Here is a 13,165-nt window from a genome sequence, read left to right on the forward strand (position 1 = left end):
GCCGCGATGCTGCCCCGATGAAGCGTCAGGCCACGCCAGATCCGACGCTGAACGCCAGCCCCGCCGACTGGTTTGGCGGGCTGGCCGCGATGGTGCTGGGTCTGTTCGTCATCCACGCCGCTTTTGGCGCCCGAATCCTGTTGCCGGGCGAGACAGGCTGGATGCTGTCGGGGCGGATTGGCCCTGATCCCGTCCAATATTGGCTTGGCTGGACCGCCTTCGCCCAGGATGTCTGGCGCTGGCCGCCCGGGGCCAATCCCGGCTGGGGGCTGGAGCTGGCCTCCTCTATTTTCTATTCCGATTCCATTCCATTGCTGGCCTTTGCTTTCAAGGCGCTGCGGCCGGTGGTCGAGGTCGCCCAATATTGGGGGATGTGGATCTATGCCTGCGGGGCGTTGCAGGCGCTGTTTGCCTGGGCACTCATCGGGCAGGTGACGCGCCACCCGCTGGCACGGCTGGCGGGGGCAGGGCTGTTCGTCTTGCAGCCACTGCTGCTGGGGCGGCTGGGTGGGCATTTCGCCCTGGGCGGCCAGTTCCTGCTGCTGGCGGGGCTGTGGCTGTGCGTCGTGCCGGGGACGGGGCTCCGGCGCTTGCTCGCCTGGGCCGCGCTGCTGGTCGCGGCGTCGTTGGTGCAGGCCTATATCCTGCCGATGGTCGGCGCCTTCTGGATGGCTGACTGGCTGGCGCGGGCGAGTGATCCGGCACGGCGCGGCGGGTGGCGGATTGTCGCCGAGCTGCTGGTCGTGCCGGCGCTGGGCGTTGCCGGGCTCTGGGCTGGCGGGTTGTTCGAGCTTGCTGGCGGCTTCGGCGGTACCTGGGGCGGCTATGGCCAGATGCAGCTCGACTTGCTGGCACCCTTCGATGCCGGATACTGGGGCGCGCTGCTGCCGGACATCACGACCGCCGACCATCTGGAGGCCGGCAACTCCTATCCAGGGCTCGGCGCGCTGGCGGTCATCGCTGCTGGCGCGCTGGCTTGGCTGCTGGGGCCTCGCGGGGCGCTGCACCGCCGTTGGGCGCTCGTTCTGGTGATGGCCGGGCTGCTCGTGTTGGCCGTGTCGCATCGGGTCGCTATCGGTGGCGTGGTCTTCGAGGTGATCCCGATGCCAGATTGGTTCGTCTCCCGCGCTGATGCGTTGCGGGCGTCGGAGCGCTTCTTCTGGCCGGTCCTCTACACTGTCCTGTTCGGGGCCTGCGTCGCGCTGGTGCGCGGGTTGGGCAGCAAGCGCGCGGGCTTCGTGCTGTTCGCCGCCCTGATGCTGCAGGCGGCGGATCTACGCCCCGGCCTGGCACGGTTGAACGATTTTTTCTCGCCGCAGCCGCCAACTGTGGCGCTGCGCCTGGCTGACCCGTTCTGGGCCGAGGCGGCGCGCCGCTACGCTTATGTCCGTGTCGTGCCGACCGGCATGCAGGCGACGAATTGGGAGGAAGTCGCAGTCTATGCCGCCACGCTCGGCCTGCAGACCGACGCGGTTTATCTGGCGCGGCTTGATCCGCGTGCGGTCGAGGCGGTGAACGCCGCGGTCGCCCGCCACCTCGAGACCGGGGAGCATGAGCCGCACACGTTCTATGTACTCGGCGATGCGGCGTCGTTGGCGCGGGCCCGCGCCGGGCTGCACTCCACGCGGGACCGGCTTGAACGCATTGACGGGCGTTGGGTGCTGGCGCCCGACTGGGAGCATCAGTCGGCGACGAATTCCGTGTTGCGATAGCCCTGGGCGAACAGGAGCGCGCTCAGGTCACCGTGCTCGACGCGCGCCCGCGCGGCGGCGGCCACGACCGGCTTCGCGCGATAGGCCACGCCAAGGCCGGCGGCCTGGATCATGTCGAGATCGTTGGCGCCGTCGCCGACCGCCAGCGTCGCCTCGAGCCCGATGCCCTCCTCGGCGGCAAGCCGCTTCAGCGTGGCCAGTTTCGCGTTGCGTCCCAGGATCGGGTCGGCGACATCACCGGTCAGGCGGCCATCCGCCTCGAGGAGCGTGTTCGAGTGGTGTTCGTGGAAACCAACCAGGGCGGCGACGCGGCCGGTGAAGAAGGTGAAGCCGCCCGAGACCAGCGCACAGCGCGCCCCGGCCGCGCGCATCGTCGCGACCAGTTGCGTCGCACCGGGCATCAGCTCGGTTTCTTCCCAGGTGCGCTGCATGGCCTCGACCGGCAGGCCCTTCAGCATGCCGACGCGCTCGCGCAGGGCGCCTTCGAAATCGAGTTCGCCATTCATCGCGCGCTTCGTGATGGCGGCGATGCGCTCCTTGATACCGGCCTGGCCGGCGAGTTCGTCCAGCGTCTCGGTGGTGACGATGGTGCTGTCCATGTCGGCGATCAGCAGGCGCTTGCGCCGGCCGGCGGCTGCCTGCGCGATGATGTCGACGGGCTGGCCGGTGAGGGCGTGCCGGGCCGCGGCATCCGCCTGGTCAGCAGCGAGGCCGGCGAAGGGCAGGTCGGCGGCCTGCTCCGGCGCGAGCCAATCCGGCGTGCCGGTGGTCGCACCAATGCGGGCCAGGGCGTCGCGCGCGGCATGCAGCGAAGCGGTGGAAAGACCACCGGGCGCCGCGATCAGGGTCAGAACATGGTCCATGCGCGCCGGGGTATGCTCCTGCCATGAGCGCGGATCAACCGACCGCACTGCTGGTCGCCGGCCCGACCGCCAGTGGGAAGTCGGCGCTGGCGCTGGCGCTCGCCGAACGGCTTGGCGGTGTGGTGATCAATGCCGACAGCATGCAGGTCTATCGGGAGCTGCGGGTGATCACCGCACGGCCGACGGTGGCAGAGGAGGCGTTGGTGCCGCATCGCCTGTATGGCGTACGCCCGGCGGCGGAAGCGGCCAGCGTCGCCTGGTGGCGCGGCGAGGCTCTGGCGGCGATGGCGGAGGCGCACGCGGCCGGCCGGTTGCCAATTCTGTGCGGTGGGACGGGTATGTATTTCGCGTCCCTGACGCAGGGGCTGTCCGACATCCCCGCGATACCAGAGGCCGCGCGGGAAGAGGCGCGTCGCCTGCTCGCCGAGGAAGGCGTGGCGGCGTTGCATGCGCGGTTGATGGCCGAGGACCCACTGACGGCGGGCCGGCTGCGGCCTTCGGATAGCCAGCGGATTGCCCGTGCCTGGGAAGTGTGGCGCGGGACGGGCCGAGGGCTGGCTGCCTGGCAGGCGGATGGCGGGACGGGGCCGGCGCCCTGGCGCTTCGCCGCCATCCTGATCGACCCGCCGCGGGAGGCACTGCGCAGCGCCATCGCGGCGCGTTGGGCGGCGATGCTCGACGGCGGGGCGATCGAGGAGGTGCGAGCCCTGGTCGCGCAGGGGCTGGACCCGGCCTTGCCAGCGATGCGCGCGCATGGCGTGCCGGAACTGGCGGCGCTTCTGGCCGGGCGGGTGAATCTGGCCGATGCCTCCGCCCGGGCGATGCTCAATACGGGGCGGTACACAAAGCGGCAGGCGACCTGGTTTCGGCATCATCCGCTCGCTGATGCGTCGCGAATGCATACGATCCATGCGCGCATAGCGGATGTGGCGCAATTTTCGGAAAGTTTTGAGGCTGACGTCATCGCTTTTATTGATCGCGTGCGTTGACGCGTCGCGGCGCGGGGTCTAAGAGCGCCCCCTTGCCCGCGGGATCCTTCCGCGGGTGGCAACCGTTCGATGAGGAAAGATCAGCCCCGATGTCCGCCGCCACCAAGACCGCCAGCACCGAAGCCGCCCTGACGATGTCGGGCGCCGAGGTCGTCCTGCGCGCGCTCAAGGATAACGGCGTCGAGGTTATCTTCGGCTATCCCGGCGGCGCGGTACTGCCGATCTACGACGCGATCTTCCAGCAGAACGCCATCCGCCACATCCTGGTGCGCCATGAGCAAGCCGCGGTGCATGCGGCCGAGGGCTATGCCCGGTCCACTGGCAAGGTGGGCTGCGTGCTGGTGACCTCCGGCCCTGGCGCCACCAATGCGGTGACCGGGCTGGTGGATGCGCTGTTGGATAGCATCCCGATCGTCTGCCTGACCGGCCAGGTGCCGACGCATCTGATCGGCAACGATGCCTTCCAGGAAGCCGACACCACCGGCATCACGCGCCCGGCGACCAAGCACAATTATCTGGTCAAGAAGTCCGAGGACCTCGCCCGTGTGGTGCATGAGGCCTTCTATGTGGCGAAGTCCGGCCGGCCGGGCCCGGTGGTCATTGACCTGCCGAAGGACATCCTGATCAACAAGGCGCCGTATTCCGAGGCGCCGAAGACCGAGCACCGTTCCTATCGCCCGCAGACGCAGCCGGATGGAGAGCAGATCCGCAAGGCTATCGCGCTGCTGAAGGGTGCGAAGAAGCCGATCGTCTATGCCGGCGGTGGTGTCATCAATGCGGGGCCGGAGGCGTCGCGGCTGCTGACCGACTTCGTGCACATGACCGGCTTCCCCTGCACGAACACGCTGATGGGGCTTGGCGCCTTCTCCTCCGACGACAAGCAGTTCGTCGGCATGCTGGGGATGCACGGGACCTACGAGGCGAACCTCGCCATGCATGGCTGCGACGTCATGCTGAACATCGGGGCGCGCTTCGATGACCGCGTGACGGGGCGGCTCAATGCCTTCTCGCCGGGGTCGAAGAAGATCCATGCGGATATCGACCCGTCCTCGATCAACAAGAACGTGCCGGTCGATGTGCCGATCGTGGGCGATGCGGGACGCGTGCTGGCCGCGCTGATCGAGGCGTGGAAGGCCGATGGGCAGGCGCAGGACAAGCCTGCGCTGACCGCCTGGTGGCGGCAGATCGACGAATGGCGCGGCATCGACTGCCTGCGCTATCGCCAGGAAGGCAAGATCATCAAGCCGCAGCATGCGGTGAAGCGGCTGTACGAGATCACGCGCGAACTCGGGCGCGAGACCTTCATCTCGACCGAGGTTGGCCAGCACCAGATGTGGGCCGCGCAGTATTTCGGCTTCCAGAAGCCGAACCGTTGGATGACCTCGGGTGGGCTTGGGACAATGGGTTACGGCCTGCCGGCGGCGATGGGCGTGCAGATCGCGCATCCCGATGCGCTGTGCATCGACATCGCCGGCGAGGCTTCAATCCTGATGAACATCCAAGAGATGGGCACGCTGGCGCAGTACCGGCTGCCGGTGAAGGTGTTCATCCTGAACAACGAGTACATGGGCATGGTCCGCCAGTGGCAGGAATTGCTGCATGGCGGGCGGTATTCCGAATCGTATTCCGCCGCGCTGCCGGATTTCGTGAAGCTGGCGGAATCCTTCCATGCCAAGGGCATCCGTGTGACCGACCCGGCCGACCTCGATGCTGGTATCCGCGAGATGATCGCCTACCCCGGACCCGTCATCGCCGATATCGCGGTGGCCAAGGATGAGAACTGCTTCCCGATGATCCCCTCTGGTGCCGCGCATAACGAGATGATCCTCGGGCCGGAGCAGGAGGGCGGCGTTGCCGGCGTTACCGACGAAGGCAAGGTTCTGGTCTGAAGGGCGCGGGCAATGTCGGAAGCAGAGAACGCGCAGCGCGCGGCGACGATCGCCGTGCTGGTGGAAAACGAGGCCGGCGTGCTGGCCCGGGTGATCGGGCTGTTCAGCGGCCGCGGCTACAACATCGACAGCCTGACTGTGGCGCCGGTGGATGAGACGGGGCGGATTTCGCGCATCACCGTCGTCACCTCCGGCACCGAGATGGTGATCGAGCAGATCAAGGCGCAGCTCGATCGCCTGGTACCGGTGCACAAGGTGTCGGACCTGACGCTGGAGGGACCGCACCTGACGCGCGAGCTGGCGCTGATCAAGGTGGTCGGCAAGGGCGAACACCGGATGGAGGCGCTGCGCCTGGCCGATGCGTTCCGCGCTCGCGTCGTGGATGCGACGATCGAGAGCTTCGTCTTCGAGATGACCGGCAATGCCGACAAGATCGACGCGTTCTGTGCGCTGATGCGGCCGATCGGGCTGGCGGAGGTGTCGCGGACGGGTGCGGTGGCGATCGCGCGGGGACCGCGCGGAATCAACTGAGTTTTTGGACGTTCTGTAGAAGAAGGGAGAGCGCAGCCATGCGCGTCTACTACGACCGCGATGCGGATGTGAACCTGATCAAGGCCCGGAAGGTCGCGGTCATCGGCTTCGGCAGCCAGGGCCATGCGCATGCGATGAACATGCGCGATTCCGGCGTGAAGGATGTCGTCATCGGGCTGCGTCCGGGCGGGTCCTGGGCCAAGGCCGAGGCCGCTGGCTTCAAGGTGATGACCCCGGCCGAAGCGGCCAAGTGGGCCGATGTCATCATGGTGCTGACGCCCGATGAGCTGCAGGGCGACCTGTACCGCGACCAACTGCACGACAACATGAAGCCGGGCGCGGCGCTCGCCTTCGCCCATGGCCTGAACGTGCACTTCAACCTGCTCGATCCGCGCGCCGATATCGACGTGTTCATGATCGCGCCGAAGGGCCCCGGCCATACCGTGCGCGGCGAATACCAGAAGGGCGGCGGCGTGCCCTGCCTGGTGGCGGTGCACCAGAACCCGTCGGGCAATGCGCTCGAGATCGCGCTGTCCTATGCCTCGGCCATCGGTGGCGGCCGTTCAGGCGTGATCGAGACGAGCTTCAAGGAAGAATGCGAGACCGATCTGTTCGGCGAGCAGGTCGTCCTCTGCGGTGGTCTCGTGGAGCTGATCCGCGCCGGTTACGAGACGCTGGTCGAGGCCGGCTACGCCCCCGAGATGGCGTATTTCGAGTGCCTGCACGAGGTGAAGCTGATCGTCGATCTCATCTATGAGGGCGGCATCGCCAATATGAACTACTCGGTGTCCAACACCGCCGAGTATGGCGAATACGTCACGGGGCCCCGCATCATCACCTCGGAGACCAAGGCCGAGATGAAGCGCGTGCTCGAGGACATCCAGTCCGGCAAGTTCGCGCGCGACTGGATGCTTGAGAACAAGGTGAACCAGGCGTCGTTCAAGGCGACGCGTCGCCGCAATGCCGCCCATCCGATCGAGGAAGTGGGCGCGAAGCTGCGCGGCATGATGCCGTGGATCAGCAAGAACGCCCTGGTGGACAAGGCGAAGAACTGAGGCGGAAGCGGGGCGCCGGCACGGGGATGCCGGCGCCCCTTGTCGCGGTTTCACTTCCGGGTTGCAGCCTCACCTGGTACGATTTCGCTACGGCGCGGGAGATGTGCGATGGTGGGCCTCATCGTTTATGAGTCAGAACTGAAGAATATTGCCAATTGCACATTTAAATGGAATTCGAATGGTTTCATCCTGCTTGAATATGATAACCGCGGCAGTCATTACCGATTAGATCTCAACGTGCAGGAAGGTGGCCGCCGAGTCTATGGTGGCGGCGATTACAAGTATTCAGTCAACAGTATTCATCTCAAGGACCAGCTAGACATTTCATCAGATGAGGGAATCGTTTTCTGGCTCTATTATTACGTCGCCTATGATGGCGGCGGGGTTTGGAAGTGGTCGCGCGACTACGTGAAGGAAGAGAACGAGCGCTCCAAGCAGTTCCGAACCCACAAGACGGCTGGCGAGGACAGCGAGAACGGGCATCAGGCCATTGCCTGGCTGCTTGGTGAGTTGGGCCGCGTGACCAACACTACCCAGGGCATCGGCGTCGCGTAGTAGCGCCTGGCGGCATGTCCGGCGTCTGCGCGCCGCATGCAACTTTCCGCACAGTCGCGGCATTGCAGGGTTTTCCCGAACGGAAGCCCAGCCATGGGCCCATTGCCGGACCTCTACCCCTTCGTGCTGTCGCCGGCGGTGGTTGGAAATCTGGGTTTCATCCAGGCGCTCGTGCACGGCACGCAAACGCGGCGTTGACCGGGCGGGGAGTGTCTCGTCACTCTTGTCGCCATGATCCCCGACCCCGAGACCTTCTATCCTCGCAACTTCCGGGGCTACGGCCCCAACCCGCCCGATCCGTGCTGGCCGGGCGGAGCAAAGCTCGCTGTCTCCTTCGTGCTGAATTACGAAGAGGGCGGCGAGAACACGATTCTCAATGGCGATGCCGGCAGCGAGTTGTATCTGCACGAGGTGCCGGGCGGCTCACCTCTTGTTGGCGAACGCAATCGGACGGTGGAATCGCAGTTCGACTATGGAGCAAGGGCAGGTGTCTGGCGTGTGTTGCGCGCCTTTGCTGCACAGGATTTCCCGTTGACCGTGTATGGCGTTGGCCGGGCGTTGGAACTCAACCCCGAGGCGGCCAGCGCCTTTGCCGCCGCCGGGCATGAGGTTGCCTCCCATGCCTGGCGCTGGATCGACTATCAGAACATGGATGAGGCGACGGAACGCGCCGAGATCGCCCGCTGCGTCGAGACCATCGCACGTCTGACCGGTACCCGCCCGGTTGGCTGGTACACCGGACGCATCAGCCCGAATACGCGCCGGCTGGTGATGGAACATGGCGGCTTTCTCTACGACAGCGACGCCTATGATGATGACCTGCCCTATTACGTGCAGGGTGCGGCCGGGCCGCATCTCGTCATCCCCTACACGCTCGATGCCAACGACATGAAGTACGCGGTGCCGCCAGGCTTCTCGAGCCCGGATGGTTGGGAGCGTTACATGACCGACGCTTTCGAAGTTCTGCTCGCAGAGGGCCGCGGCGGTGCACCGAAGATGATGTCGGTCGGGCTGCATTGCCGCATGATCGGCCGGCCCGGGCGGGCGGCGGCTCTGCAGCGCTTCCTGGCCCGGGTAGCGGCTGAGACGGATGTCTGGGTCTGCCGCCGGGCCGACATTGCACGGCATTGGTGGGCGAGGCATCCGCCGGCGGCATAGTGCTTGCGTTCGTGGCTGCCGGACCGCGATCGTCCTCCGCGGAGATCGAGCTGGAGCTGCCATCATGTCTGTGCCGCGACCCGTTGCCGCCCTTGGCCGTCGTACCATCCTCGCCCTGCCGGCGCTCGCGCTTGCGCGTGGCGCTGTGGCGCAGGGTGGCCGCACGGTGGAACTCATCGTCCCCTATCCACCCGGCGGTGGGAACGACATTGGTGCCCGCGCCCTGGCGCCGCTGCTCGAGCGCGAGATCGGCATGCCCGTCGTCGTGCAGAACCGGCCCGGTGCGGGCAGTCAAATCGGCATGGGGCAGGTGGCGCGTGCCAGGCCGGATGGGTTGACGATCGGCTACGGGCTGTGGCCGCAGACCACGACGCTCTATCTCGACCCTTCGCGTCAGGCGGGCTTCGCGCGCGCCAGCTTCACTGCGCTCGCGCTGCATGTGACCGACCCGGGCGCCATCGTGGTGCGCGCCGACAGTCCGCTGCGTAGCCTTGCCGACATGATCGCCGCCTCGAAGGCGCGGCCGGACGACTTCCGGATGTCCGACAACGGCATCCTCGGGCATGAGCACCTGGCCTCGATCCGACTGCAGCGGCTGGCCGGCGTCACCTTCAACCAAGTGCATTTCAATGGCGCCGGACCGGCGCTGACGGCCCTGCTTGGTGGCCAGACCGAAGCCGCGATCTTCGCAGTCGGGACCACCAGCGGGCAGATCCGTCAAGGCACCATGCGGGCCATCGCCGTGCTCTCGCCGCAGGAGAGTCCCTTTTTGCCGGGCGTGCCGACGGCGCGGACGCAGGGTTATGACATCGTGGCCGGGTCGACCCGAGGCTTTGTCGGTCCGGCCGGGCTGCCGCCGGAGGTGCTGGCGCGAATGGCCGGCGGGCTGGAACGCGCCATCAAGGCGCCGGAACACGCCGAACGCATGCGTCAGCTCAACATTCCGATCACCTTCCAAGGGCCTGAGGGATTCGCCGCCTATTGGGCGAATGAGGAGGAGGAATTGCGGCCGCTGATCGAGGAATTACTGCGGGCCGGCCAGACCCAGTGATCCGCCCCGTCGCGGTGCCGTGCGGCCAGGAGGCTTGCCGGAGCGGCACGGCCATGACTAAACTATAGTTGCGATGAAGCTGCGCGCCATCTCGGCCGGTCTGATGTTGGGGCATTCCGCCCAGACCTGCGCGCGCGCCCCGCTCGGCCTCCTTCTGCTTCGACTTACTCGCCCCTGGGCGTGACGCCCGGCTGAACGCGGCCGGACATCGCTCAGGGGAAGCTGAGACCGATCGCGCGCAGCCACATCACGACCACGGGAAACGCAGTCCATGGCCATCAATCATCCCTCCTTCGGCGAACTGGCCGACGGCCGCATCATCATCTTCGACACCACCCTGCGCGATGGCGAGCAGTCGCCGGGCTTCTCGATGAACCTCGAGGAGAAGCTGCGCATGGCGGAGGCGCTGCACGAACTTGGCGCCGATGTATTGGAAGCCGGCTTCGCCATCGCCAGCCCCGGCGATTTCGACTCCGTGCAGTCGATCGCCAAACGCTTCGCGAAGGACGGGCCCGTGGTGGCCAGCCTCAGCCGCGCCAATACCGCCGACATCATGGCCTCGGCCGAGGCGACCAAGGGTGCGGCGCGGCCGCGCATCCACATCGTGCTCGCCACCTCCGACCTGCATATGCGGGTGAAACTGCGCATGTCGCGCGAGGATGTCCTGCAGCGCATCACGGAGACGGTGACGCTCGCGCGCAACCACGCCGCCGATGTGGAATGGTCGGCCGAGGACGGTTCGCGTTCGGACCTCGAGTTCCTGTGCCGCTGCGTCGAAGCCGCGATCAAGGCCGGGGCGACGACGATCAACATTCCCGACACCGTCGGCTATTCGCTGCCGGCCGATATGGGGCTGATCTTCTCGACGCTGATCAACAAGGTGCCGGGGGCGGAGAAGGTGATCTTCTCGACCCACAACCACAATGACCTGGGCCTCGCGGTGGCGAACACGCTGGCGGCGATCCAGGCCGGCGCGCGCCAGGTGGAATGCACCATCAACGGCATCGGCGAGCGGGCCGGCAATGCGAGCCTCGAGGAAGTGGCGATGGCGCTGCGCACGCGCCACGACGCGCTGCATGCGACGACGGGCATCGCTTCCCAGCGCATCCTGCGCACCTCGAAGCTGCTGGCGACCATCACCGGCTTCGACGTGCAGCCGAACAAGGCGATCGTCGGGCGCAACGCCTTCGCGCATGAATCGGGCATCCACCAGGATGGCGTGCTGAAGGATGCCTCGACTTACGAGATCATGACGCCGGAATCGGTAGGCTGGACGACCAACAGCATCATTCTTGGCAAGCATTCGGGCCGCGCCGCCTTCCGGGACCGGCTGAAGACGCTGGGCTATGAGGTCGGCGACAACCAGCTCAACGACGCCTTCAAGCGCTTCAAGGACGTCGCCGACCGCAAGAAGGTCGTCTATGACGAGGACATCGCCGCCCTGGTCGATGACGAGGTCGGCCGCGCCAATGAACGCATCCGCCTGACCGGGCTGAATGTCTCCACCGGCATGGGTACCAAGCCGATGGCGACGGTGGCGATCGAGGTCGATGGCGAGCGCGCCGACGGCATGGCCACCGGCGACGGCGGCGTAGACGCAACCTTCGCCGCGCTGCGCCAGGCCTTCCCGCATGAGGTGACGCTCAAGCTCTATGCCGTACAGGCGGTGACCAGTGGCACCGATGCCCAGGCGCGGGTGACGGTGCGGCTGGAGGAAGACGGCAAGCTGGTGGACGGGCAGGGGGCGGATACCGACACCATCGTCGCTTCGGCGCGGGCCTATGTGCATGCGCTGAACAAGCTGCTGGTGAAGCGGCAGCGGACGGAGCCGCCTGTCGTGCTCCGCGCGTGAGCCGGGTCCTGCGCCGGGCGGTGCTGGCAATGATGCTCGCACCGTCTGGCGCGGCGTTCGGTCAACAGGCGACCCCTTCCGACACGCCGATCGGCACGGCGCGGATGTTGGCGGATGGGACCATCGTGCTCGACCTGGTCGCCCGGGGGCGTGGCACCATCGGTGATGCCCGCCTGACCTACCCACTTGGCGACCCACAGTATCAGGCCATCCTGCGGCATCTCGGCGGTCTGCAGCCTGGCGAAATAAAGCCGGTTCGGCCCTTCCCCTGATCGGCATGGGGACGGTTTGGGGAATCCGGCTTGAGAGTCCGGCCAGGGGGGGGTAAAGCCCCCCGTCCTCTCTTAAGCCCCATCAGTCGCGACTGCGGCACTGGCCCGCATCGCCGGCTGTGCGGCACCGTCGGAAGGTCCGGTACGCATGTTTTCTCGCCTGTTCGGCTTCCTGTCCGCCGACATGGCCATCGATCTCGGCACCGCCAACACGCTTGTCTACGTGAAGGGGCGCGGGATCGTGCTGAACGAGCCGAGCGTGGTCGCGATTTCCGACCTGCGCGGCCGCAAGCAGGTGCTGGCCGTGGGTGAGGAGGCCAAGCTGATGCTGGGTCGCACCCCGGGCAACATCGCCGCCATTCGACCGCTCCGCGACGGCGTCATCGCCGATTTCGAGGTCGCGGAGGAGATGATCAAGCACTTCATCCGCAAGGTGCATAACCGGCGCTCCTTCGCCTCGCCGATGATCATCGTCTGCGTGCCGTCGGGCAGCACGGCGGTGGAGCGGCGCGCCATCCAGGAAAGTGCCGAGTCGGCCGGGGCGCGCAAGGTGCTGCTGATCGAGGAACCGATGGCCGCGGCGATCGGCGCCGGGCTGCCGGTGACGGAACCCTCCGGTTCCATGATCGTCGATATCGGCGGTGGAACGACCGAGGTCGCGGTGATTTCGCTGGGCGGCATCGTCTATGCGCGGTCGGTGCGCGTCGGCGGCGACAAGCTGGATGAGGCGATCATCTCCTACATTCGCCGTCAGTTTAACCTGCTGATCGGCGAGAGCACGGCTGAGCGCATCAAGCTTGAGATCGGCGCCGCTTCCCCGCCGGAGGATGGCGAGGACGGGCCGCTCGCGGAGGTGAAGGGCCGTGACCTGATGAACGGCGTCCCGCGTGAGGTTGTCGTCGGGCAGCGCCAGGTTGCCGAGTCGCTTGCCGAACCGGTGGCCCAGATTGTCGAGGCGGTGAAGGTCGCGTTGGAGAATACGCCCCCCGAGTTGGCCGCCGACATCGTGGACAAGGGGATCGTGCTGACCGGCGGTGGGGCTCTGCTGAACCGTCTGGACCAGGTGCTGCGGGATGCGACGGGCCTGCCTGTCGTCGTGGCAGAAGATGCCTTGTCGTGCGTCGCCCTTGGCACCGGGCGCGCGCTTGAGGATATCAAGCGGCTTCGCCATGTCCTGAGTTCGATGTATTGATATCCATATCGGCCTCGCCGTTCCGGCGGGGCCATGGGCTTCACAA

12 protein-coding genes are annotated in these 13,165 nt (G+C 66.7%); 11 read left to right on the plus strand and 1 reads right to left on the minus strand.

From position 1 onward, the window contains the following. Positions 1 to 17: 17 nt before the first annotated feature. The gene (locus IEY36_RS21750; protein WP_188970771.1) at positions 18 to 1,712 is read left to right on the plus strand and encodes a DUF6311 domain-containing protein; all 1,695 of its coding nucleotides are present in this window, start codon (positions 18 to 20) and stop codon (positions 1,710 to 1,712) included. Here the strand turns inward: IEY36_RS21750 and serB are convergent. Further along, complete coding sequence (gene serB, locus IEY36_RS21755) at positions 1,682 to 2,575, minus strand: phosphoserine phosphatase SerB (RefSeq protein ID WP_188970773.1); 894 nt, start codon at positions 2,573 to 2,575, stop codon at positions 1,682 to 1,684. The two genes, IEY36_RS21750 and serB, sit on opposite strands and share 31 nt — an antisense overlap. A gap of 23 nt (positions 2,576 to 2,598) precedes the next feature. On the opposite strand from serB, the gene miaA reads away from it, so the two are divergent. The 10 genes from miaA (at position 2,599) to IEY36_RS21805 (ending at position 13,119) form a co-directional block, all read left to right on the plus strand. Next, on the plus strand, positions 2,599 to 3,564 hold the full coding sequence (gene miaA, locus IEY36_RS21760; RefSeq protein WP_188970775.1) for a tRNA (adenosine(37)-N6)-dimethylallyltransferase MiaA: 966 nt from the start codon (positions 2,599 to 2,601) through the stop codon (positions 3,562 to 3,564). A gap of 89 nt (positions 3,565 to 3,653) precedes the next feature. Continuing rightward, positions 3,654 to 5,453, plus strand: coding sequence for an acetolactate synthase 3 large subunit (locus IEY36_RS21765; protein WP_188970777.1), 1,800 nt, complete (start codon positions 3,654 to 3,656; stop codon positions 5,451 to 5,453). Positions 5,454 to 5,465: 12 nt separating this feature from the next. Then, positions 5,466 to 5,984: an acetolactate synthase small subunit gene (gene ilvN, locus IEY36_RS21770; RefSeq protein ID WP_188970786.1), complete on the plus strand. Its 519-nt coding sequence runs from the start codon at positions 5,466 to 5,468 to the stop codon at positions 5,982 to 5,984. A 38-nt stretch (positions 5,985 to 6,022) separates the two neighbouring features. Beyond that, positions 6,023 to 7,039, plus strand: a complete 1,017-nt coding sequence (ilvC, locus tag IEY36_RS21775; protein ID WP_188970789.1) for a ketol-acid reductoisomerase — start codon at positions 6,023 to 6,025, stop codon at positions 7,037 to 7,039. Between the two features lie 108 nt (positions 7,040 to 7,147). Next, positions 7,148 to 7,594 carry a hypothetical protein gene (locus IEY36_RS21780; protein ID WP_188970791.1) on the plus strand — a complete coding sequence of 149 codons (447 nt, stop codon included), beginning with the start codon at positions 7,148 to 7,150 and terminating at the stop codon, positions 7,592 to 7,594. A gap of 231 nt (positions 7,595 to 7,825) precedes the next feature. Beyond that, positions 7,826 to 8,752 carry an allantoinase PuuE gene (gene puuE / locus IEY36_RS21785; protein ID WP_188970793.1) on the plus strand — a complete coding sequence of 309 codons (927 nt, stop codon included), beginning with the start codon at positions 7,826 to 7,828 and terminating at the stop codon, positions 8,750 to 8,752. 64 nt (positions 8,753 to 8,816) lie between these two features. Further along, entirely contained in the window at positions 8,817 to 9,803 is a 987-nt protein-coding gene (locus IEY36_RS21790) for a tripartite tricarboxylate transporter substrate binding protein (protein ID WP_188970795.1), read from the plus strand. A gap of 271 nt (positions 9,804 to 10,074) precedes the next feature. After that, positions 10,075 to 11,655, plus strand: a complete 1,581-nt coding sequence (locus IEY36_RS21795) for a 2-isopropylmalate synthase (protein WP_188970797.1) — start codon at positions 10,075 to 10,077, stop codon at positions 11,653 to 11,655. Further along, on the plus strand, positions 11,652 to 11,927 hold the full coding sequence (locus IEY36_RS21800) for a hypothetical protein (protein ID WP_188970799.1): 276 nt from the start codon (positions 11,652 to 11,654) through the stop codon (positions 11,925 to 11,927). Before IEY36_RS21795 ends, IEY36_RS21800 begins: the two co-directional genes overlap by 4 nt. A 148-nt stretch (positions 11,928 to 12,075) precedes the next feature. Next, complete coding sequence (locus IEY36_RS21805) at positions 12,076 to 13,119, plus strand: rod shape-determining protein (RefSeq protein WP_188970800.1); 1,044 nt, start codon at positions 12,076 to 12,078, stop codon at positions 13,117 to 13,119. Positions 13,120 to 13,165: the final 46 nt, after the last annotated feature.

The sequence above is a fragment of the Neoroseomonas lacus genome, assembly GCF_014644535.1.
In the GTDB taxonomy this organism is placed as follows: Bacteria; Pseudomonadota; Alphaproteobacteria; order Acetobacterales; family Acetobacteraceae; genus Neoroseomonas; species Neoroseomonas lacus.